At 54.1% G+C, this 21,080-nt stretch carries 18 protein-coding genes and 1 tRNA gene; 10 read left to right on the forward strand and 9 right to left on the reverse strand.

The genetic code is table 11. The annotated features are described in order from the left end of the window. Nucleotides 1–3: 3 nt before the first annotated feature. A complete protein-coding gene (locus tag J7382_RS17905) occupies nucleotides 4–888 on the reverse strand; it encodes a siderophore ABC transporter substrate-binding protein (protein ID WP_209070354.1) in 885 nt (294 codons plus the stop codon). A gap of 306 nt (nucleotides 889–1,194) precedes the next feature. Here J7382_RS17905 and J7382_RS17910 point away from each other — a divergent pair, with 306 nt between their 5' ends. Then, the gene (locus J7382_RS17910) at nucleotides 1,195–1,686 is read left to right on the forward strand and encodes a MarR family winged helix-turn-helix transcriptional regulator (protein WP_209070355.1); all 492 of its coding nucleotides are present in this window, start codon (nucleotides 1,195–1,197) and stop codon (nucleotides 1,684–1,686) included. Nucleotides 1,687–1,789: 103 nt separating this feature from the next. Here J7382_RS17910 and J7382_RS17915 read toward each other — a convergent pair whose 3' ends face one another. Beyond that, nucleotides 1,790–3,778, reverse strand: a complete 1,989-nt coding sequence (locus J7382_RS17915; RefSeq protein WP_209070356.1) for a TonB-dependent receptor — start codon at nucleotides 3,776–3,778, stop codon at nucleotides 1,790–1,792. A gap of 491 nt (nucleotides 3,779–4,269) precedes the next feature. Beyond that, nucleotides 4,270–4,343: transfer RNA gene (locus J7382_RS17920), tRNA-Cys, on the reverse strand. Between the two features lie 237 nt (nucleotides 4,344–4,580). Between J7382_RS17920 and J7382_RS17925 the strand changes: the two genes are divergently transcribed. The 3 genes from J7382_RS17925 to J7382_RS17935 all read left to right on the forward strand — a co-directional run bounded on the left by J7382_RS17925 (nucleotide 4,581) and on the right by J7382_RS17935 (nucleotide 7,562). After that, on the forward strand, nucleotides 4,581–5,234 hold the full coding sequence (locus J7382_RS17925) for a protein-L-isoaspartate O-methyltransferase (RefSeq protein WP_209070357.1): 654 nt from the start codon (nucleotides 4,581–4,583) through the stop codon (nucleotides 5,232–5,234). 44 nt (nucleotides 5,235–5,278) lie between these two features. Beyond that, nucleotides 5,279–6,688, forward strand: coding sequence for a TolC family outer membrane protein (locus J7382_RS17930; RefSeq protein WP_209070358.1), 1,410 nt, complete (start codon nucleotides 5,279–5,281; stop codon nucleotides 6,686–6,688). A gap of 112 nt (nucleotides 6,689–6,800) precedes the next feature. Next, on the forward strand, nucleotides 6,801–7,562 hold the full coding sequence (locus J7382_RS17935) for a hypothetical protein (RefSeq protein WP_209070359.1): 762 nt from the start codon (nucleotides 6,801–6,803) through the stop codon (nucleotides 7,560–7,562). A 105-nt stretch (nucleotides 7,563–7,667) separates the two neighbouring features. Here the strand turns inward: J7382_RS17935 and J7382_RS17940 are convergent, their stop codons facing one another. Beyond that, complete coding sequence (locus J7382_RS17940; RefSeq protein ID WP_058241212.1) at nucleotides 7,668–7,988, reverse strand: DUF6280 family protein; 321 nt, start codon at nucleotides 7,986–7,988, stop codon at nucleotides 7,668–7,670. Nucleotides 7,989–8,208: 220 nt separating this feature from the next. Between J7382_RS17940 and efp the strand changes: the two genes are divergently transcribed. Both efp and J7382_RS17950 read left to right on the forward strand, forming a co-directional pair. Then, nucleotides 8,209–8,772: an elongation factor P gene (gene efp, locus J7382_RS17945; RefSeq protein WP_209070360.1), complete on the forward strand. Its 564-nt coding sequence runs from the start codon at nucleotides 8,209–8,211 to the stop codon at nucleotides 8,770–8,772. Further along, a complete protein-coding gene (locus J7382_RS17950; RefSeq protein ID WP_209070361.1) occupies nucleotides 8,756–9,316 on the forward strand; it encodes a GNAT family N-acetyltransferase in 561 nt (186 codons plus the stop codon). Before efp ends, J7382_RS17950 begins: the two co-directional genes overlap by 17 nt. Here the strand turns inward: J7382_RS17950 and J7382_RS17955 are convergent. Beyond that, nucleotides 9,313–10,068 (reverse strand): folate-binding protein YgfZ, encoded by a 756-nt coding sequence (locus J7382_RS17955; protein WP_209070362.1) that lies wholly within the window; start codon nucleotides 10,066–10,068, stop codon nucleotides 9,313–9,315. The genes J7382_RS17950 and J7382_RS17955 overlap by 4 nt on opposite strands. 73 nt (nucleotides 10,069–10,141) lie before the next feature. Between J7382_RS17955 and J7382_RS17960 the strand changes: the two genes are divergently transcribed. Beyond that, nucleotides 10,142–10,831, forward strand: a complete 690-nt coding sequence (locus J7382_RS17960) for a TIGR04283 family arsenosugar biosynthesis glycosyltransferase (protein ID WP_209070363.1) — start codon at nucleotides 10,142–10,144, stop codon at nucleotides 10,829–10,831. A 13-nt stretch (nucleotides 10,832–10,844) separates the two neighbouring features. On the opposite strand, the gene J7382_RS17965 is transcribed toward J7382_RS17960, so the two are convergent. After that, nucleotides 10,845–12,716: an ABC transporter ATP-binding protein gene (locus J7382_RS17965; RefSeq protein ID WP_348540049.1), complete on the reverse strand. Its 1,872-nt coding sequence runs from the start codon at nucleotides 12,714–12,716 to the stop codon at nucleotides 10,845–10,847. A 171-nt stretch (nucleotides 12,717–12,887) separates the two neighbouring features. On the opposite strand from J7382_RS17965, the gene J7382_RS17970 reads away from it, so the two are divergent. Then, entirely contained in the window at nucleotides 12,888–14,084 is a 1,197-nt protein-coding gene (locus tag J7382_RS17970; protein ID WP_209070382.1) for an aminotransferase class V-fold PLP-dependent enzyme, read from the forward strand. A 331-nt stretch (nucleotides 14,085–14,415) separates the two neighbouring features. On the opposite strand, the gene J7382_RS17975 is transcribed toward J7382_RS17970, so the two are convergent. Then, on the reverse strand, nucleotides 14,416–15,528 hold the full coding sequence (locus J7382_RS17975; protein WP_209070383.1) for a pyridoxal phosphate-dependent aminotransferase: 1,113 nt from the start codon (nucleotides 15,526–15,528) through the stop codon (nucleotides 14,416–14,418). A gap of 122 nt (nucleotides 15,529–15,650) precedes the next feature. Between J7382_RS17975 and J7382_RS17980 the strand changes: the two genes are divergently transcribed. Then, nucleotides 15,651–16,442 (forward strand): crotonase/enoyl-CoA hydratase family protein, encoded by a 792-nt coding sequence (locus tag J7382_RS17980; protein ID WP_209070364.1) that lies wholly within the window; start codon nucleotides 15,651–15,653, stop codon nucleotides 16,440–16,442. Between the two features lie 62 nt (nucleotides 16,443–16,504). Here J7382_RS17980 and J7382_RS17985 read toward each other — a convergent pair whose 3' ends face one another. Continuing rightward, nucleotides 16,505–19,639, reverse strand: a complete 3,135-nt coding sequence (locus J7382_RS17985) for a valine--tRNA ligase (protein ID WP_209070365.1) — start codon at nucleotides 19,637–19,639, stop codon at nucleotides 16,505–16,507. Nucleotides 19,640–19,760: 121 nt separating this feature from the next. Between J7382_RS17985 and J7382_RS17990 the strand changes: the two genes are divergently transcribed. Beyond that, nucleotides 19,761–20,492 (forward strand): hypothetical protein, encoded by a 732-nt coding sequence (locus tag J7382_RS17990; RefSeq protein WP_209070366.1) that lies wholly within the window; start codon nucleotides 19,761–19,763, stop codon nucleotides 20,490–20,492. A gap of 98 nt (nucleotides 20,493–20,590) precedes the next feature. Here the strand turns inward: J7382_RS17990 and J7382_RS17995 are convergent, their stop codons facing one another. Then, the gene (locus J7382_RS17995; protein WP_209070367.1) at nucleotides 20,591–21,028 is read right to left on the reverse strand and encodes an Lrp/AsnC family transcriptional regulator; all 438 of its coding nucleotides are present in this window, start codon (nucleotides 21,026–21,028) and stop codon (nucleotides 20,591–20,593) included. Nucleotides 21,029–21,080 lie beyond the last annotated feature (52 nt).

The raw sequence follows: 21,080 nt of genomic DNA on the forward strand, positions 1-21,080 counted from the left end.
ATCTTAACCTTGGTTCATTGCTTCCAAGATCAAATCCAATGAGCGTGTCATCGATTGAATGCCCCCACCCGCGATATAGATGTCCCCAGAGTTTAAGTAGATTACCTTGCCGTTCTTCCATGCATTGGTTTCTGCAACCAATGGATTGTCGAGCGTGGTTGCCGCACTCTCGCCGGGTTGACCGATGGCGGCCAGGCGATCGAGGACAATCAAAATATCCGGGTTCGCATCACGAATGAACTCGAAGGAAACCGCTTCACCGTGGGTGGCTTTTTCAACCTGTTGTACAGCTTCTGGCAGGTCCAGTGCAGAGTGAAGCCAGCCAAAACGCCCTTCGGAACCATATGCAGAAACTTTGGGGCCATTCGTCAAAACAATGAGGGCTTTGCCCTGACCGTCGAGAGCGGCTTTGGTCTCTGCAAGCTTTGCTTCAAAATCGGTGCGAAGCTGTGCGGCCTGCTCTTCTTTGCCAAAGAGGTCGCCATAGGCTTTCAGGCGATCCAGGCCTTGCCCAACAGTATCTTCCCAGATCGTCATATCAATGGTGGGAGCCAATTCGGAAACGGCCGCGCGCTGTCGTGATGAGCGGCCGCCAACAATGACCAGATCTGGCTGAAGTGCGTGGATTGCTTCGAAATCGGGTTCGAAAAGGCTACCGATCGGCGCGGCATCTTTGGTCGGCTCTTTCAAATAGTCCACATAGACATTTGCAGGGACGCCCTCAATTGAGACGCCCAAAGCTGTGAGCGTGTCTACTGCAGCGATATCCAAAACCGCGATTGTGGAAGGGTTGTCTGGTGTTGAAACTGGGCCTGCGAAGGTTTCTATTTCCGCGGCGTGAGCCATGGATGTGCTAAGCAAGAGCGCCGCTGCAAATTTCTGAAACATAGAAATGCTCCTTTGAAATGTGCTGCTTGGCTGGAATTGGCTGGGCAGATGTTTATCGATTGCTTACTGAGAGACATTGCTTAAGTCCAGCATATTTGCCCTTTTTCATAAGAGCATGCGTAATGTTGGTCTGTCTGGGTGCGCGTTCTAAATAGTTTATTTTGGGACAGGTGGTTAGTGTATTGGAGAGACTGAAGTGGCGCCCAATCTATCGCGCTTGTCAGTGGTTGAGGTTTTGTTTGTTTTCTGAAATTCATGGACGTTGACAGAGCCAGTCGAGAATTCAAAATCAGCGACGTTAGGATTATGAGCCGTATGTCCTCAGAGGAATTTCAATCATTGTCCAATGAGGCGTTTTTTGGGGAAGAATCTCCCAATGTTGCCTACAGCCGTGTTTGGTTCTACCTCCTCAAAAGCCAACGAAAGTTTCTCCTCAAACTGTCGCATGCGATGAAAGCTGAGGGGCTTGATGCTCCGGTTTGGTATGAAGTTTTGCTGGAGATTCACCAAGCCGGCGAAGCGGGCAAGTTGATGGGCGAAATTGAAGCGGCTTTGCAATTGCCGCAGTACACCCTTTCACGATTGGTTGCGCGTATGGATAAGGCGGGGTTGGTGAGGCGTACATACATTGCGGACGGTCGACGTAAGCAAGTCTTGTTTCTTACACCTGAGGGTGTTGCGCGGTTGGAGGCGGTTTGGCCGGTGTATATCGACACGCTTGAAAGAGAGATGGGGGCCTTATTGGACACGGATGAGGCCTATGATCTGGCGCGATCCCTTCTACGCCTATTGCCGTAATCCATTGGCGCTATCAGTAAAGTATTTACTGGCTTAATTGCAAAGATTTGGTTTCAGCTGAGAATAACACCCCGCCCAAGAAGGCGGGGTGTTTCTTCGTTTCTTAGAATTTTGCGACCGCTTGCAAAACCAGCGTCCGACCTGGTTCTTTGAGTTGGTTGAACCCTTCGTAGTCACCGCCATATGTGGCCCGGTCTGCGTAGTCTTGATCAAAGAGGTTCAAGATTTCTCCGCGCAGTGTGACGTTTTCCCAAGCAGGAGGTGAATACTCAGCGAACAAGTTGACCACTTCATATCCGTCAAGTTTCTTGACGCCATTGTTGCTTGTGTAGTCCGGCGTATAGTCGAGTGCCACGTCTAGGCTACCTCCAATAAGCAGGTTGGCTTGTGGCAGGCGATGCTGAACTTCAAGCGCCATGATGGATCCGAGAGGCGTCGCGTAGTCTGTCAAATTCCCACTGGGTGCTTGGTTGCCATCGCGCTCGGCTTCGGAATGGGAATAGGTGAAACGCAAGCCGCCCATGTCCCAGTTGTATGATGCATAGAGGTTGATGCCCTGAGTGGAGAAGTCGAAGTTTTCATCAAGATCGCGCGCATCTGTAACTTCGGTGTAGAAAAGCTCACCGCCAGTTGTGAAGCTTCCTGCGGTCCAATCCAAGCCAAGGTTGACGTTTTGTGATCGAGATGCGTCCAGGTTTGAATAATCCCAAGGCACAGGGACAAAGGGATTTCGAACCATATTGAAGAATTGATACCCATCCTCGATTTGCAGTCCGCCAAAGACGTTAGAGTACCCGCCACGCAAAGCCAGATTGTCATTCACAGCAAATATGGCCGACACATTGCCGCTTAAGCCGTTGAAGTCTTCTTCGAAGCCGACATTGTTTTCGAAGCTCTGGAAGTCGGCTCTAACACCCGTGGAGACTGTCCAGCGGTCAGATGGTTCCAAACGCGCCTGTGCGAACAAGCCGATGTTTCGAGAGCTTTCTTCCAGAGTGTTCAAGCCAAGTTGAGGCAATAGGGGAGATTTAAACTCACCTGTGCGATCATAGAAGTCTAATCCAACCACAATCGTGTCTGTGTCTGAAAGGTGGAAAGTGTTCTGTAGCTTGCCGGACAAGGTGCCAGATGTCGTTTCACTATCGCCGTTTACCGGAGCATTGATGAAGCTCTCCGAATAGCCCACAACAGCTTCGGGATCCCACAGACCATGGCCATCTGCTCTCGAGTAAGAAACGGAGTAATTCTTGCGTTTTGTCTTGTAGCGAACCAGGCCCCTGCCATCATTTCCAAAGTTGGCCAATCTGTTGCGGAGCGCGTCGTCCTTTAGAACTTGTGCTGAGGCTTCAATGCGATGTCCTGTGTCGCTCTCGTAGGCCATTTTTATGAGGCCAGTTTGCAAATCGGCTTCTGATCCTGTGACTTCAGTGCCAGAGCCGTCCTCGTAATTTTCCCCCGTGGCAGAGCGGCCATAGAGCAAAAATTCCCAACCGTTCTCTACGGCACCTACTGTGAGGGCGCGATTGAATGTTTTTCCGTTGTCTGCATAGCCCAAGCGCAGATCGCCGCCAAAAGTTTGCCCCTCGGCGACAACATCTGTCGCATCTTTAGTTTCCATAACCACAGCGCCAGCGACGGCATTGGGGCCGGTGTCTGCCGCAGCGACACCGGGATCCACACGGACAAATTTGAGCAGGCCGGGGTCAAACACGTTTGCGCTCGCATGGTGGAACACCCGATTGTTTTGTGCGACGCCATCCATCGTTACGACAAGGTTTAGCATGTCGACACCGTTGACGAAGATTTTTTGCGCCATGGGAATTGCTCCACCAACTGATACGTTGGCGATCCCTGCAAACACGTCTTTCATGTCACCCAAGCGGGCACGCTCAAGTTCAGCATCCGCCACGTAAACAGATGCCCCGCGGTCAGCCGAGCCTTGTTGCTCATCCTGAGCTTCGACAGTGATGGTGTCGAGTGAATAGAATTCAGAGTCTTCGAGAGATTGCGCCGATGCATTTTGAAGTGGCGCTAGAGCAAAGGCGCATGTGCTGAGAAGCAACGTGCGCTGGCGAGTTTTTGAAACGGACATGAGCGTCAGAGTCCCCCTGGTAGAATTGTGAGCTCTGGCTGTTTCCGCGATGTCTGGAAGGTGGCTGAGGTAGCGGCTCTATAGTATTTGTGAACTTGTCATGCAAGTGCATGTTAAGTGGTGTTCCGTCTGCGAGGCATTCATGTGCCGGGGTTGTCAAAGAGATTCGCCTAGTTGCCTGTATCTTGAAGTGGGACAGTACTCTGCGTTGAAAGGATGATCCGCACATTGCGCGTGTTGCGTTGTCGGCGCGGGGCTGTGATGCGGCGGCTCAAAGTAGACCAGCTTGTCGAACCTCGCCAATCACATGCGGGGGTTACTCACTCGCAACTAAGGCCATCGAGCGCCGATAGGGTAACTCACGGAGGGCATGGGCGCTGCGAAGGGCAGCTGGCGCAAGCGAAACTGAGGTGGTGTTGACATATAGAACAATCTCTCTCGCAATCTTGAAATTGCAGGTGAACTGCGGTGCGAGCGAATTGGGGGGTAAATGGAGGCGAGTACCGGAATCGAACCGGTGTACACGGATTTGCAATCCGCTGCGTCACCACTCCGCCAACTCGCCATCCGTGGTGTGGGGCATGCCCCGAAAGTGGCGCATAAATGGGACGAATTTGATTTGGGCGCAAGTCCTTTTTTGTTTATTGTGTGGATGTGTGCAGCGAAGGGGAAATCTCGCAATTTGGCGCGATAAAGCGCGCGCCGTTGCCACAGCTTTGTAGAAACAGGTATTCGAGACGTTGCCCACTCAAGAGAGTTATGGCAAGACAACCGCATATGTGCCTGAGCTCATGGGATATCGATGACCGACTACGCAACTCTCCGCACCACTATGGTCGATACACAAGTTCGACCATCTGATGTAACGAAATTCACCGTCATTGAAGCGATGCTGACTGTGCCTCGTGAGGCATTCGTGCCAAGCAATGCAAGGGACGCCGCTTACGTTGATGCGCTTGTGCCACTTGAGGCCAATCGTGTTGTGTTGGATGCACGAACGCTGGCGAAGATACTTGACGCGCTGGACATTCAGAGCGGTGAATTGGTTTTGGATGTCGGCACAGGATTGGGGTATTCCGCTGCGGTCATCGCAAGAATGGCGGAAGCCGTAATTGCAGTGGAGAACGACGAAGCCCGTGCGCATGAGGCGCAGGCGGCGTTGACGGAGCATGGAGCTGACAATGCTGTTGTGCACTGTGGCCCTCTGGAGGAGGGCGCTGCGCCGCATGGCCCCTACGACGTGATCTTGTTGCAAGGTGGTGTTGGCATGCTCCCCGCTGCGCTGCAGGAGCAGCTCAAAGAAGGCGGGCGCATCGCGGTATTGTTCATGGAAGGTGCTTTGGGGGTTGTGCGCATCGGCTACAAGATTGATGGTGAGATCAATTGGAACTTTGCGTTCAATGCGGCGGCACCTGTGTTGCCAGGTTTTGAAGCAGTAAAAGAATTCGAACTATAAAATAGGTGCGGAGCTCTGAAGCTTCGTCCAAGGAGGCAGCAGCCATGTTCCAGAAGGTTCAAAAAACACTGCGCCGCGGCGCACTTGCTCTGACAGTGTCGGTGGCTTCGGTCGCGGCGGTTCAGGCGCAGACTTTATCTGATGCGCTGGCCATGGCTTATGAGCATAGTGGTCTGCTTGAACAGAATCGCGCGCTTTTGCGCGCTGCTGATGAAAATGTTGCTGTTTCCATCGCGGCTTTGCGCCCAATCATCAATTGGTTTGGCAACGTGAGCTATGAGTATTCCGACAGCGATTTGACGGGGGTTACACGCCTAAGCCAAGATCGTTTTGCGGGTATCGGTGTCTCGCTGGATCTCTTGCTGTTTGATAATGGTCAATCCAAGCTGGCGACAGAGGCGGCGAAAGAATCCGTTCTAGCGACACGCCAAGGCTTGATTTCTGTTGAGCAAACGGTGTTGTTCAATGCCGTTCAAGCCTTTATGGACGTTGTCGCGGACGATGAAATCGTCAAGCTGCGCGTGAACAACCTGCGCCTTTTGGAACGCGAACTTCAGGCTGCGCAGGATCGTTTTGAGGTTGGTGAGGTCACGCGAACAGATGTGGCGTTGGCCGAGGCCCGTCTGGCGGGGGCACGGGCGCAATTGGCAGCTGCGCAGGGGGATTTAGAGGCGAGCAAAGAGTTCTATGCAGCAGCGGTTGGAGCGCGCCCTGGTAACCTTGTGACGCCCAGGAGCCTGCCTAAAGCGGCAAGCTCGATTGATGAAGCAAAGGCAGTTGCCGTACGCTCTCATCCCCAAATGCTTCAAGCTCAGTTTCAAATTTCAGCTGCTGAATTAAACGTTCAGCGCGCGCGTGCCGCTATGGGGCCGAGCATTAATCTCAAGTCCCGCGTTGGAACGCGCCGCGAATTTGATTCTTCACAATTTGCCGACAGCGCCAGCGTGGCGATTGAGCTGGGCGGGCCGATTTATCAAGGCGGACGGCTTTCTGCACTGCTGCGCCAGACCATGGCGCAGCGAGATGCCGAGCGCGGTAATTTGCACGTGGTGCGTCACAATATCCGACAGCAGGCTGGCACCGCCTGGGCACGCTTCCTTGCGTCGGGCTCTCAAATTCAGGCCAGCGTGCGCCAGGTGGAGGCCGCGCGTATCGCATTTGAAGGGGTTCGTGAAGAAGCCAAGCTGGGCGCACGTACGACATTGGATGTTCTGACCGCTGAGCAGGATCTATTGGATGCGGAAGCTGATCGTATTGAGGCGCAAGCGCTACAGATCGTAGCGGCATATGGCGTGCTGTCTTCGATGGGGCTATTGACTGTGGACTACCTTAATCTGCGGGTGGAGCGGTATGATCCTGAGGCCTACTATAATTTGGTAAAGAACGCGCCTGCTTTGCGCTCTGAACAAGGTCAAAAACTTGATCGTGTGCTTAAAGCAATTGGGAAAGAATAACATTTTTCCTATCTGTTGTAGGGGTAGCCTGCTGTCGCTACACTCAGGTTAACTGAACAACCGGTGGTACTAAATGTCTGATCCAGTAACGAATACGGAAATTGAGGATGTCTTGACCTCCATTCGGCGGCTGGTTTCAGAAAATCGGCCGTTGGGTGGTGCTGACGAAAAGATTGAAGCTCATCCAGAAACTGGGGCGGCAGCTTCAGGAAATGAGTCTGATCAGGGGGAACCGTTCGCATTGGTTCTCACGCCTGCTCTGAGGGTCGATGAAGAGCCTCTGGAAAGCAGTGGTGTTGCGGAGCCTAAGCAGAGCGAGCCGGATACGACTGAGGATAGTTTTATTGCGGATGCGCCTCAGGAGGTTCTGACTGGTGAGGAGGTAGAAGGCTCTTCCTCATTCAAGCTTGGTGAGGTTGAAACCGAGCAAGATGTCCAGATGGCGCTGGAGGCTGAAATATCAGGTGACGTCTCCAATATAAATGGGGATGAGGAAAGGGTTGATGAGGATCAGCCTTTTGATTTCAAGCAGGTTTTGGAAGCCCGTATACATCAGTTCCGCGAGGCATCCTCAGCAGAAGATGTGGAAACCTCGTTAGAGGATGAGGGGGGATTTTCAGAGACGGTTGTTGCTGACGTGTCTGAAAGTCTCGTGAATGAGGTGGGGCAGTCTTTTGATGTGGCAGACAACACCGATTTTGCGTTGCCCATCGAAGAGGCTTCCGAAATTGATGAGGCCATGTTGCGCGAAATGGTGGCGGATATCGTTCGGCAAGAATTACAAGGCGCGCTTGGCGAGCGTATTACGCGGAACGTAAGAAAGCTTGTGCGGCGCGAGATTCATCGCGCACTAGCTGCCCATGATCTTGGTTAGATTTTGCTCAATGCAGGTTTGTAACCTGCTTGATTTTTGGATCTCAAACAAAAAACGCGCTCATTTAGAGCGCGTTTTTTGTTTTCAGCAGAAAGAGGGACGTTTTTACGCAGCCTCTGCTTGAGCGGCAGCGTTGCGTCGCTCACTTTCCTCGCGAGACAGCGCGACGGAGGTCCGAATACCTTTTCCTACGAACTCCATGAGGCCTTCGACCACACGTTCGTTAGGGTCGATGCCCGCGCAGGAAAGCACTTCGCGGCCGTCACGGGAGCGCGCCCATCGGGCGATTTGTTCCGGTCCGTTGCCATACTTCTTGTCATCAGCAATGGCATCATCCAGCGCAGCCAAGACAACGGCAGCAAAAAGCTTGCGCGCACGGTTGCCTTGTTCGTTGTTGTAAGCCGCTGCATCAACGAAATCGGTCATCTCGTCGTCCTTGTGTTATTGCTCTTGTGTTTCGGCGTGGCGCTCCTTATGGCGCATTATATTTGATTCGGGTAGCCCGCATATGCATAGCTTCTATGCTTAATTTGCATGGCGTCGCGTTTGCTGTCCCCGTAAGACAGGTTGTCTTGCCACCTGCCAACCGGGCAGATATAGGAAGCTAAAACATCCGATCAACCTTTTTTGTCTAGGTTTTATCTACATGCCCAAGATCAACGGTAACGAAATTCGCCCAGGTAACGTTCTGGAGCACAATGGTGGCCTGTGGGCTGCTGTGAAAGTCGATCACGTGAAACCTGGCAAGGGCGGTGCCTTTGCACAGGTCGAGATGAAGAATCTGCGCAATGGCTCCAAGCTGAATGAGCGTTTTCGGTCTGCGGACAAGGTGGAACGTGTGCGCCTTGAACAGAAAGATCAGCAGTTTCTCTATGAAGATGACGGTATGTTGATCTTCATGGACACTGAAACATATGATCAGAACCAGATCTCTGCGGATTTGTTGGGCGAGCGCCGTCCATTTCTCCAAGATGGTATGACCATCGTGGTTGAATTTTATGAGTCTGAAGCGCTTAATGCGACGCTCCCTCAGAAAGTGGTCTGTAAAATCGTTGAGACAGAGCCTGTGGTGAAAGGTCAGACTGCGGCGAACTCTTTTAAGCCGGCAGTGCTTGATAATGGTGTGCGCGTCATGGTGCCGCCATTTGTTGGCCAGGACGAGGATATCGTCGTGAACACAGAAACAATGGAATATGTCGAGCGCGCATAAGCCGCGCCCGGAAAGATTTCCCCGCGACATTTGCCGGGGGCTGTTCAAAACCTCCGGTGTCAAACTGGAGGTTTTTTTAATGATTAGACACTTAGAGCAAGTTGAGCTTGCCAAGCTCTTGCCGCTCTCACGACAAGTGAATGCCATTCATGAAGCTGAGCATCCGGAGCCATACAGAGGAGACGCCAAGGCCGAAGAGGTTTTGGGTTTCTTTGCGGATCGTTTGGAGGAAGGTGGTCTTATTTTCGTGGCAGAAGAAGAGGGACGGATTTGCGGGTTCCTAGTGGCGCTGCCAATCATCCGACCTGCAACACCCTTTCTCCATGCGAGCAAGCATGTCGAGCTGGATCAGATCTGTGTTGATGAAGCATCTCGCGGCAAAGGTATTGGCAAAAAGTTGATTGAGGCGATGGAAGCATGGATGCGCGTGCAGGGATACCGCGAGTGGAAGTCTATGGTTCATGACTTCAATCAGCATTCCCAAAACCTGATGACAGGTCAGGGAGCGCAGGCACTGGGCCATCGTTACCGGAAAGAGGTTTAGCACCCTGTTGGTTCGATCACTTCGATTTTGGCAGCATCTGCTGTCATACCCTCTCCCACACGATCAAATCGTAGATAAGCCAGTGCTTCGTCATCTGATCGGCTCAGGAGTTTCCCAATCTCGCGCCCATCTTTCAGGATAGGGGTGCCAAATATGGCCGCGCCGGAAACGCGGACACGTGCAAGACCCTTGCGCAGTTCCGTTTTGTGTTTCATGCGCGCGGTCACTTCCTGCCCCACATAACAGCCTTTGCGGAAATCCACGCCATGAAGCCGCTCAAATCCCATTTCCAGAATATAGCTGCTTTCGTCCAGCTCGGTACCCGCGTTGGGGACACAATGTGTCACATAGAGCTTGGTCCAGTCTATGTCTGCCTCTGTAGGAGCCGTGTCTCGATAAGCCCGCCATCCAAGTGCAGCGTGGCGCGGGTCGGCCGCGCCATCTTCGGGAACAGGGCCTAAACCCCGGTGTAGGTGGAGATCTGTCGCCTCTATGGCAACGTCGGCGCGTAGTTTGTACATTGTCAGGCGCTGGTGCAGCATTTGCGCTTGTGCGGCGGAGACATCCAACAGAATGTCGTCCGCGTCTCGCTTCAGGAAAAAGTCCGCCAGGTATTTTCCCTGAGGGGTCAAGATCGCCGCATAGAGCAAGCCGTCATTCAGCCGATCCAAATCATTGGTAATAAGGCCCTGTAGAAAAGCGCAGGTGTCCTTGCCTGAAATGCGTAGGATGGTGCGGTCTGATGTGGTCATGACGGTGATCCTGTTCTTGCTCATGTTTGTCATATAGAAGCAATCGAGCCGTGCAACAGGGCAGGAGACAGAAATGCGTGCGCCTCTCAGTGTGATCATAGCCACGCTAAATGCAGAGGCTGAATTGCCGGCCTGTCTTTCGGCTTTGTATGAAGCCGTGCCCGCAGGCCTGTTGCGTGAGCTCATTGTCGTGGATGGGGGATCGTCTGATCAAACATGTTTGATTGCGGATGAGGCAGGTGCGACCATTTTGAGAGCCGCGCCTTCCCGGGGTGGTCAGTTGAAGATGGGAGCTGAGGCAGCGAAAGGAGATTGGTTTCTATTTCTGCATGCCGATACGATTTTGGAAGACGGCTGGACCGAGGTAATCCAGAAAAGCTTGTTGAGACCCGATACTGCAGCTTATTTTGCCCTGGCATTTAGAAATTCGGGTTTCGCGGGCAATTGCGTGGCGAAATGGGCCAATTTCAGAAGCGTTGCCTTCGGACTTCCATATGGCGATCAAGGTTTGTTGATCTCGCGTAGCTTGTACAATGAGGTGGGTGGTTACCAAGACATTCCCCTAATGGAAGATGTCGCTATATCGCTCAAACTGGGGCGAAAGCGATTGTCTGGTATTCCGTGTCACGCAAATACGAGTGCAGAAAAGTATCAGTCTCAGGGGTGGTTGCGCCGTGGGAGGCGCAACCTGTGGATGTTGACCCGATATCTTTTGGGGGTGACGCCAGAGCGTTTGGCCAAGGAATACAGGCGAGGTTCGTGAGGTTTTCCTTTTACTAGCGACGAGATAGGCGTGTCAGAATTCGAGAAAAGAGAGATTGAGGTTCATCTGAGGGTCTGAATGCCACATTTGAGACCGGCGAAAGAGCGCGTTTTTCCGCAGTTTCCCCATCGGTTTTGAACTGGAGTTCATAGAGCTCTGCGTAGATCCCGCCGCGCGCGATCAATTCGTCATGTGTCCCTTCGTCGACGACAACACCTTTGTCCATCACGAGAATTTTGTCCGCTTCCCGTACCGTGGACAAACGGTGCGCAATCACGAGCGTTGTCCGGCCATGAGATAGCTTGTCCAGAGCGGCCTGGACCACTGTTTCTGAGCGCGTGTCCAGGGCTGAGGTTGCTTCATCAAGCAGCAGAATTGGCGTGTCGCGCAACAGGGCTCGGGCAATGACGACGCGCTGTCTCTGCCCGCCTGACAGATTCGTGCCGCGAGGTCCAACGTCTGTGTCCAGACCGTCTGCAAGTTTCGGAAGAAAGTCGGTCACATGTGCCGCGTCCAATACTGTTTGCAGGCGAGCGTCGTCGATATTTGCCTGATCGAGCACGATGTTCTCCCGTACACTATCGTCAAACAGCATGGCTTCTTGAGACACCACGGAAAAAAGCCCGCGCAGGTCCGGCAAGCTCATATCTTGATTACTTACTCCGCCAATCGTGCTTGTCCCGCTTTGCGGATCCACTAGTCTTGTGAGTACATTGAATAGGGTGGACTTGCCCGCGCCTGAGGGTCCAACGATCGCCGTCGTCTTGCCGGCCTCTGCGACAAAGCTGGCGCCATTGAGCACTTTCACATCACCGTAGGCAAGGTGGATGTCGTTGAGCTTAATTTCTGGAATACCGCTGGGAGCGGGTTGCGGAGAGGTTGGAGACAAAATTGTTGGTTCAGTTTCCACAAGCTCTTTTAGTCTTTCAATTGCGGAGGCTGCAATCTGCCATCGCCCAGAGAGGGCAGCAAGGCGACGCAAAGGCTCGAACATCATCCCAAGAGCTGTGAAGAAGCTCATGAACTGACCTATTGTTTTTTCTCCAGAAACGATTTCTCCCCCGCCATACAACAATACACAAAAGAAACCCACGCCAGCGGTGAAGTCGACCATTGCAGCAATTAATGAATTGCCTGCGGTTGTCCGTATTTTTGAACGCACGAACTTTTTCGTCCAAATGCCAAATCGCCTGTCCTGATAACTCTCAAGCAGGTTCAGTTTTGTGGGTATAATACCGTGAAAAATCTCATCGAGCAGGGTCGCTATTTTTGCACCAATATCACGTGCTTCACGCGCACGACGCCGTATAAAACGCTGTACGACGATCGATGGTAAAATTAGTACTGGTGTCCCAATACATGCAACAAGCGTCCAGCGCCAATCTACGCTAATTGCAACGGCGAGCAGGGACAACAGCGAGATGAAGTCTCTACCGGCGCCTGTGATGAACGATGACCAGACGTTGTTTATACCTTGAACATCTGATTGGATGCGCTGGATCAAATATCCAGGCGGGTGTACTTGATGAAACTCGTTGTCCTGTATCATCATGCGACCGAGGAGATCTTTGCGTAAGTCCGCTGAGGTCTTTTGAGTTGCCACAGTCATCATCACTTTATGGCAAAAACTGGTGACGCCCCTCATGAAAAAGATTCCAGCAAAGATAAGGCCAACTGTCCAAAGCGCGGTGGTGTCGCCTGGCGCAAACGCTCTATCGAACATCGGCTCCATCATCCAAGCTACTAGACCAAGGGTTGATCCTTCGATTGCCATCAGCAAGCTGGCGCCGATCAGTAGCCACTTGTATCGGTGCAAGTACTTACGCCACAGCCATGACAACAGATATCCATTATCGTTGCTTGCTTTTTGATCTTGTTCAGTCACGGTAGTGGCCTTTATGGCTTTGAAACGTTTGAACAAGCTTTAGCGTGCGATGGGGTCCGAAGCCAGCAACATTACGAAGGCACGCATCGCGTAACTTCTCGGATCCATGCAGAGATTGACCCCGCCAAATGGCGCGATAGTGTGCGCCAAGATATAGCTTGGAGATGTGTGATGGATCTTACGAATGGGCAACCTTACTTGGCGATTCCTGGGCCATCGGTGATGCCAGAAGCCGTATTGCGTGCGATGCATCGGGGCGCTCCCAACATCTACGAAGGCGAGTTGATTGATCTCACCTACGGTGTTTTATCCGACTTGAAGATCGTTGCGGGTACGGTTCACAAGGCAGCAATTTATATCGGTAACGGCCATGCTGTGTGGGAGGCCGCCTTGAGCAATGTCCTCTCGCCAGGTGACAAAGTTCTGGTTCCCGCTGCAGGGGCGTTTGGTCATGGGTGGAGCGAAATGGCCGTAGGGCTGGGGGCGCAATGCGATGTGTTGGATTTCGGGCGCCGTGCCCCCATTGACCCTGAGGTCGTCGCAGAGGCGCTACGAAATGACCCCACGCATGAAATCAAGGCTGTTCTGGCTGTTCATGTTGATACATCTACATCTGCCAAAAGCGATATTGCAGCTCTTCGAAGCGCGATTGATGCCACAGGGCATCCCGCGCTCCTGATGGTGGATTGCATAGCGTCTTTTGGCTGTGACCGTTTTGAAATGGACCGTTGGGGTGTCGACGTCATGGTCGCCGCCTGTCAAAAAGGCCTGATGGTCCCGCCGGGTGTCGCGTTCGTCTTTTTTAATGAAAAGGCAGCCAAACGACGCTCTGAGATAGAACGGGTCAGCCGATATTGGGATTGGCAGCCGCGCGCTAATCCAGAGCTTTATTATCAGCTGTTTTGCGGCACTGCGCCGACGCATCATATCTACGGGTTGCGGGTTGCTTTGGATATGATTTTGGCGGAAGGGCTGAACAATGTCTGGTTACGCCATGAAACGTTGGCCAAAGCAATTTGGGCAGCGGTACAGGTGTGGAGCTCCGAAGGCCCCTTAGAACTGAATATTACTGATCCCTATGCGCGCAGTCATGCCGTTACATCGCTCAGGATCGGAAAAGAGCACGGCACCAGGCTACGCCGCTGGTGTCAGGATCAGGCTGGATTGACTCTTGGTATTGGTCTGGGGATGGCAACGGAGGACGACCCCAACAGTGATGGTTTCTTCCGTTTTGGCCATATGGGGCATGTCAATGCGCAGATGATCATGGGATTGCTTGCAACTGTGCAGTCCGGGTTGATCGCGCTGGACATACCACATGGCTCCGGAGCAATTGAGGCTGCGGCCAAATCGATTGCCGTGCGTTGAAAACGCTTTCATGGACTTTAACGCTGTTCAATTGCGTGTCGTGGCCATCTGCGACACGTATGTACTAGGGGCGATGGTTGCGTATGTTATCTAACCTGTTGATGCCAGCATTGAGAATGACTGACAGAACCATCACTGCGGGTAAGCCCCACAAAACGAATATCAATACAAAAACCCACAGCAGATTTACAAAAGCCATAGCGAGGCAGGTTTTGGTGTAATCTTCGACAGGTTGCACAGGGCGTGACATCGGGGCTCTCCTTCAAAACAGGATAGCCTCGAATCTTTTCACAGTTGGCCAAAAAAAACGTGAACAGCCTAAGAACACGGGTTAATTTGAAGAATGAAGGTCCGTCAGCGCCTTGCCCAATGCAATGTCAAAGAGCCGGACTTCTTCTTCTGGAGCGCAGCTCACGCGAATGCAGCGATTTTGGGGGGCGACACCAGGCATGCGCACAAAGATCCCTTCAGATACCAGACCGTCGAGGATACGTTTTGCCCACATGCCATCACCGCCGCAATCGATTGCAACAAAATTCGTAGCAGATGGAAGAGGCTTCAAGCCGTGCTTTCTGGCAATGGCGGCAATGCTGTCACGCGAATTAGCCACGCAGTTTTTAGTGTGCTCTAGCCATTCGCCATCTTGTAGCGCTGCCAATGCGCCAGCTTGTGCTGCGCGGTTCATGCCAAAATGATTGCGAATTTTTTCAAAGGCCCGAATTGTATGGCGTTCGCCTAAAGCATACCCAACGCGTGCGCCAGCAAGCCCATAGGCCTTTGAGAACGTGCGCATTCGGATAATGCGAGGATCGTTGATGACGATGTTCGGAGCCGTGCCTTCTGGAGCGAACTCGATATAGGCTTCGTCCAGCAACAGGACACAGCCGTCAGGAATATTCTCTAGCTGTGCCTCGATCTCGGCCCCAGAACAGACACTGCCCATTGGGTTGTCCGGATTGGCGAAATAAACAAGTTTTGCATCGACTTCTGCGGCCTTGACCAGGAGGTTAGGCAGGCTTTCGGCATCGTCGATGTAGGGAACTTTGTGCAGAGCACCTCCAAAACCGGCGACGTGGTAGTTGAAAGTCGGATAGGCACCATCAGAGGTGACCACCGCATCTCCGGGGGCAATAAGAAGGCGCACGAGGTAGCCGAGCAGGCCATCAATGCCTTCTCCAACAACGATATTGTCTGAACCAACGCCATAATGTAGCGCTAAAGCTTGCCGCAGCTCATAGCTTTCCGGATCCGCATATTTCCAGATGTCGGCACTCGCGCGCTGCATGGCGGCGATGGCTTTCGGAGAGGGGCCAAAAATGTTCTCATTTGCGCCCATACGCGCTGCAAATGGGTGGCCAATGGTGCGTTCTTGGGCTTCGGGGCCGACAAAGGGCACCGTGGCGGGGAGGCTGTTTGCCAAATCTGTAAAGCGTGGTCCGGTCATGGCCGGGAAGGTGACGCAATGGCGGGAAATGAACAAGAGAAAATGCCCTGACGTTAGGGTGGATTTCCTTGCATCCGCAAGGAACTGTGTCTGTCAAAGACCCAATCTGTGAGGAGGCAGACATGGCCCGTGTTTCTGTAGAAATTGAAAACCATATTGCGCGGGTGACATTGACCCGAGGCGATAAGATGAATGCGTTGGACCCTGAGATGTTGTCGGCTATTGCCGAAGCTGGAGAAAGCTTGATGGAGAACGACGACGTGCGCGTTGTTGTGTTGTCGGGGGAAGGGAAGGCCTTTTGTGCCGGCCTCGATATCATGTCTTTTGGTGCGATGGCGGGCAAAGATGCTGGCGACATGCTGCTGCCGCGGACGCATGGGAATGCCAATCTTTTTCAACAAGTGCCGCTTGTTTGGCGAAAGCTGCCGGTGCCTGTGATCTGTGCCATTCAAGGTGTGGCCTATGGGGGTGGCTTTCAGATTGCGCTTGGGGCGGATGTGCGCTTTGCAGCACCTGACACCAAAATGTCGATCATGGAAATGAAATGGGGGATCGTGCCTGACATGGGCGGCATGGCGTTGCTGCCGCATCTGACACGGTCTGATGTTATTCGGAAGCTGACCTATACGGCTCAGTCTTTCAGCGTTGCACAGGCGGCTGAATGGGGGCTAGTCACAGAGGTTGTCGAAGACCCGCTTGGCGCGGCGATGGCTTTGGCAGAGGAGATTGCGACCAAAAGCCCCTCAGCCATCCGGGCGGCTAAGGCCTTGATTGGGTTTGCCGAAACCCATCAGCATGACGAAGACGCTGTTCTTTTGGAGGAAAGCCGGGTGCAGGCGGAGTTGATGGGGAAGCCGCATCAGATGGAAGTCATCGCGGCCAATCTTCAGAAGCGCGCGCCGGTTTTTAAATAGAGCCAGCTCTGAAAAAATACGCGTCATGCCCATGAGTTGGGCATGACGCTTTTTGTGTTAGCTTAATTAAGCTCAGCGAGTTTCGCGAGGGCGGCCTTGATCTTGGCTTCCTCTTCTTCGCGCGCGGCGAGGTTTTCACGGGCTTCTTCCACCACCTCATCCGGCGCGGAGGCGACGAATTTGGGGTTGTTCAGACGCCCGCGCAGACCGCCAAGCTCTTTGGCGAGTTTGCCGAGACCCTTCTCAAGGCGCGCTTTTTCCGCATCAATGTCGATGATGTCGGCCAGCGGCAGACCGAAGGTTGCGCCATCGACCGCCACGGTTGCGGTGCCTTTGGGGAACGCGGCCACTTCCTCAAGTGACACCACACGCGCGATCTTGAAGATCAGCGCCTGGTTGGCGGCAAAGGCGGCGCGGTTTTCTTCGGTGATCTCGCTCACAACCACATCGATTTTTGCCCCGGCGTTCACGCCCATCTGCGCGCGCACGGAGCGGATGTTGTCGATGACGGAGATCACCCAGTTCATCTCGCGGTCGGCTTTGGCATCCACAAACTCTGCCGCCGTGTAGGTCGGCCAGTCGGCGTGCACCAGCATTTTGGCGCGGTCGCCAAGGTTGCCCCAGAGCTCTTCGGTGATGAACGGCATGATCGGGTGCAGCAGGATCAGGCACTGGTCGATGACCCAGCGCATGGTGGCCTTGGTTTCGGCCACCGCTGCGGCGTCCTCTGAGGAGAACAGCGGCTTGGAGAACTCCAGATACCAGTCACAGACCTTGCCCCAGACAAAGGCGTAAAGCGCGCTGGCGGCATCGTTGAAGCGGAAGCTTTCCAGCGCCGCATCGACCTCTTCACGCACCTTTGCGGTTTCGCCGACAATCCAGAGGTTCGCGGTCTGGCTGAGGGTTTCGCCGCTCCAGGCGGTCACGCCCTCCTCAAACACGCCGTTCATCTCGGCAAAGCGCGCGGCGTTCCAGAGCTTGGTGCCGAAGTTGCGGTAGCCCGCGATGCGCTGCATGTCGAGTTTCAGAACGCCGCCCAGCGCCGCCATGGCCGCAGAGGAGAAGCGCAGCGCGTCGGCGCCGTACTCATCAATGATCTCCAGCGGGTCCATCACGTTGCCGGTGGATTTGGACATCTTCTTGCCCTTGGCGTCGCGCACAAGGCCATGCAGGTAAACCGTGTCAAACGGGATCTGATCGACCACAGCAAGCTGCATCATCATCATGCGCGCGACCCAGAAGAACAGGATGTCTTGCCCGGTGACCAGCGTGGAGGTCGGGAAGTATTTTGCCAGCTCGTCGGTCTGCTCAGGCCAGCCCAGCGTGCCGATGGGCCAGAGGCCGGAGGAGAACCATGTGTCGAGCACGTCTGGGTCACGCCAGACCGGGAAGACCAGCTTCAGCGGGTCCTGATCCACCACATATTGCGCGAGGCTTTCGGCCAGCATGTGGACGGCTTCGTGTTTGTCCGCGACCTCAACCACTTTGGCATTGTTCAGCGGTGCCGGAATGTTGGCGTTGTCGTCCAGGAACTGCGCGGCGACATCGTCAAAGCTCGCGGCGCAGTGCATCACATTGCCCCGGTGCAGCATGCCGCCTTCGCCCAGCAAACGGCCCATTTCGACAAGATCGAGCGCGCCATTGGTCTCGTCGTCTTTGAAGTCCTCTGCGGACAGATCAAGGCCGTACCAAACCGGAATCTGGTGGCCCCACCACAGCTGGCGGGAGATGCACCAAGGCTCGATGTTTTCCAGCCAATGGTAGTAGGTTTTCTCACCAGATTCCGGCAGTATTTTCACGGTGCCGTCGCGCACCGCGTCCAGCGCCGGGCCGACAACTTTCTCTGCATCCACAAACCACTGGTCGGTGAGCATCGGCTCGATCACCACTTTGGAGCGGTCCCCAAAAGGCTGCATGATCGGTTTGTTCTCGACCATCGGCACCTCGCGGGTGGCCTCATGGCCTTCCTCATCGACATAGGTTTCTGTGAAGGTCACGGCGAGACCTTCTGATGTGATCTGTTCGACCACCAGCTTGCGCGCCTCAAAGCGATCCAGCCCGCGCAGTTCGTCTGGCACGAGGTTGACCGCGTCAGCCTGATTCTCGGTGAGGTTTTGCTCGCCTTTGGCCACAGCCATCGCAAGGGTGGCGGCAGAGGCGTAGTCTTCGCCGTCCGCGCGCATCGCACCTTTGGTGTCCATCAGGCGGTACATCGGGATGCCGCCGCGCTTGGCGACCTGATAGTCGTTGAAATCATGCGCGCCGGTGATTTTCACCGCACCGGAGCCAAAGTCTTTGTCCGGATACTCATCGGTGATGATCGGGATCAGGCGGCGGTGCTCTTTTGGCCCAACCGGGATCTCACAGAGCTGGCCAATGATCGGCGCATAGCGCTCATCAGACGGGTGCACAGCCACAGCGCCGTCACCCAGCATGGTTTCAGGCCGCGTGGTGGCGATGGAGATATAGTCGCGCTCTTCTTCCAGCACGACGTTGCCGTCCTCGTCTTTCTCGACGTAGGTGTAGGTTGCGCCGTTTGCGAGCGGGTATTTGAAGTGCCACATATGCCCCGCGACTTCGATGTTCTCCACTTCGAGGTCGGAGATTGCGGTTTCAAAATGTGGATCCCAGTTCACCAGACGCTTGCCGCGATAGATCAGGCCCTTGTTGTACATTTCAACAAAGACTTTCAGCACAGCATCGTGGAAGTTGCCGCCCGCCACATCCGCAGGGGCACCGGGGGCACCGGACATGGTGAAGGCCTCGCGGTCCCAATCACAGGACGCGCCAAGGCGCTTGAGCTGGTTCACGATGGTGCCGCCGGATTCACCTTTCCAGTCCCAGACTTTCTCAAGGAATTTTTCGCGGCCCAACTCGCGGCGGGACGGTTGCCCGGTTTCAGCCAGCTTACGCTCCACGACCATTTGGGTGGCGATGCCCGCGTGATCGGTGCCCGGCTGCCAGAGGGTGTCAAACCCCTGCATGCGTTTCCAGCGTATCAGGATGTCCTGTAGCGTGTTGTTGAAGGCGTGGCCCATGTGCAAAACGCCGGTGACGTTGGGCGGGGGGATCATTATGCAATAGGTTGACGCGCCCGGTTTTGCGTTTGCGCCTGCGGTGAAGCAGCCTGCTTTTTCCCAAGCCTCATAAAGTCGGCCCTCGGCCTCGGCTGCGTTGAAGGTCTTTTCCATCGCCATGTCAGATCTATCCCGGTAGAGTTGCAGCCGCTATGTAACGCAAGGCTTTGAAGCCGGAAAGGGTGAATTCGTGGTGACAATAAAGCCTCGTCACAATCTGACGCGACCACAAGGGTGGTTTATGATTTTTTGGCGGTTCGGCGGTTTTTGGGCAATGATCGCTGCGGGAGTGGTGGTTGTATTCACAGCGTTAAGCACCAGAGACTATCGGGATGCTGCGCGATTTGATGCCAATGGGATTGAGATTGAGGCACGTGTTACCGACAAGAGGACAAGCAGGAGCAATGATACCACCAAGTACTACCTGACGTTTGAGTATGAAGTCGCGGGACGCACATACGGTGGCGAGGCGCGCGTGCCGCGCGGAACGCATGGGCATGCCATCATTGGGCACACACGAAGCATTCGGTATTTAGCGAAACGCCCCGGGAAGTTTGAATTTCCTGTAGGAGACACGCGCAAAAATGCCGAAGAGACGCGATTTATGGCGTTGATCGGAGGCGTGGCAGGACTGATTGCGCTTTGGTGGTTTGGGTCACGCGCCAATCACGCGGTGTTGGCGCGGAGATTTGGCGAACGGACCACTGCAGAAATAACTGGTTTTGTCGAACACAAGAATAAAGGCCGTGGCACCGGACGTGGCTATATGTCTTGGCGGCTTGCTGATGGATTGATTGGCAAGAGTGCGTCCCGCTGTTTGGCTGACTTGGAAAAATTGGGGGTTGGGAGCGAGATTGTTGTTTTTCGCCGAGGAAACAAGAGTTTTTGGGAAGGAGATGTCGGGCCAAGGGGCTATGACAAGTCAACCATACCCGCGGTGTCGCCGTCAGAAAGCAAGGCAGAAGACGTCTAAAGCAGTTTGCGTTTGAATTGAAGCGCTTGTTCGTGGCCTCTTCCATTCAGTCGAACGCGAAAATCGATCCGACTGCCTCACATAAAACGCACACTGCGTTAGCTGCTCTGTCGATCCAATTTTGTCGAAAGATGAATAAGGCTTTCGGAGCTTTTCACGCCTTTGGCCTCCCCGATGTTGTCCAGAGTGTCGTCCAACTCTGCGGTGCTGTCTGCGGCGAGTTGTACGATGAGGTCGAAGCGTCCCGAACAAGTGTGCACCGATTCTACCGCTGGCAGGGATTTCAGGCGGTCCAGCACAGTTGGCCCAGCCCGCAGTTCAATTGAAATCAACGCTGTAGCGCGCAGGCGTGGACGTGCGGCATCGCCAAGGCGCAACGTGTAGCCTGCGATGGCGCCTGAGGTTTCAAGGCGCTCAATCCGGGCCTGAACTGTTGTCCGTGCGAGGCCCAGTTTGCGAGCCAGAGTGGCCACGGGCGCGCGCGCATTTTCTCCGAGCAGGGAGAGAAGTTGGGTGTCGGTTTCGTCAAGTTGCATGATTTTGTCGTCATTGTGCCGATTGAATTGCACTGTTTAGCGGGATTGCCGC

The sequence above is a fragment of the Shimia sp. R11_0 genome (assembly GCF_017744035.1).
GTDB classification, from domain to species: Bacteria; Pseudomonadota; Alphaproteobacteria; order Rhodobacterales; family Rhodobacteraceae; genus Shimia; species Shimia marina.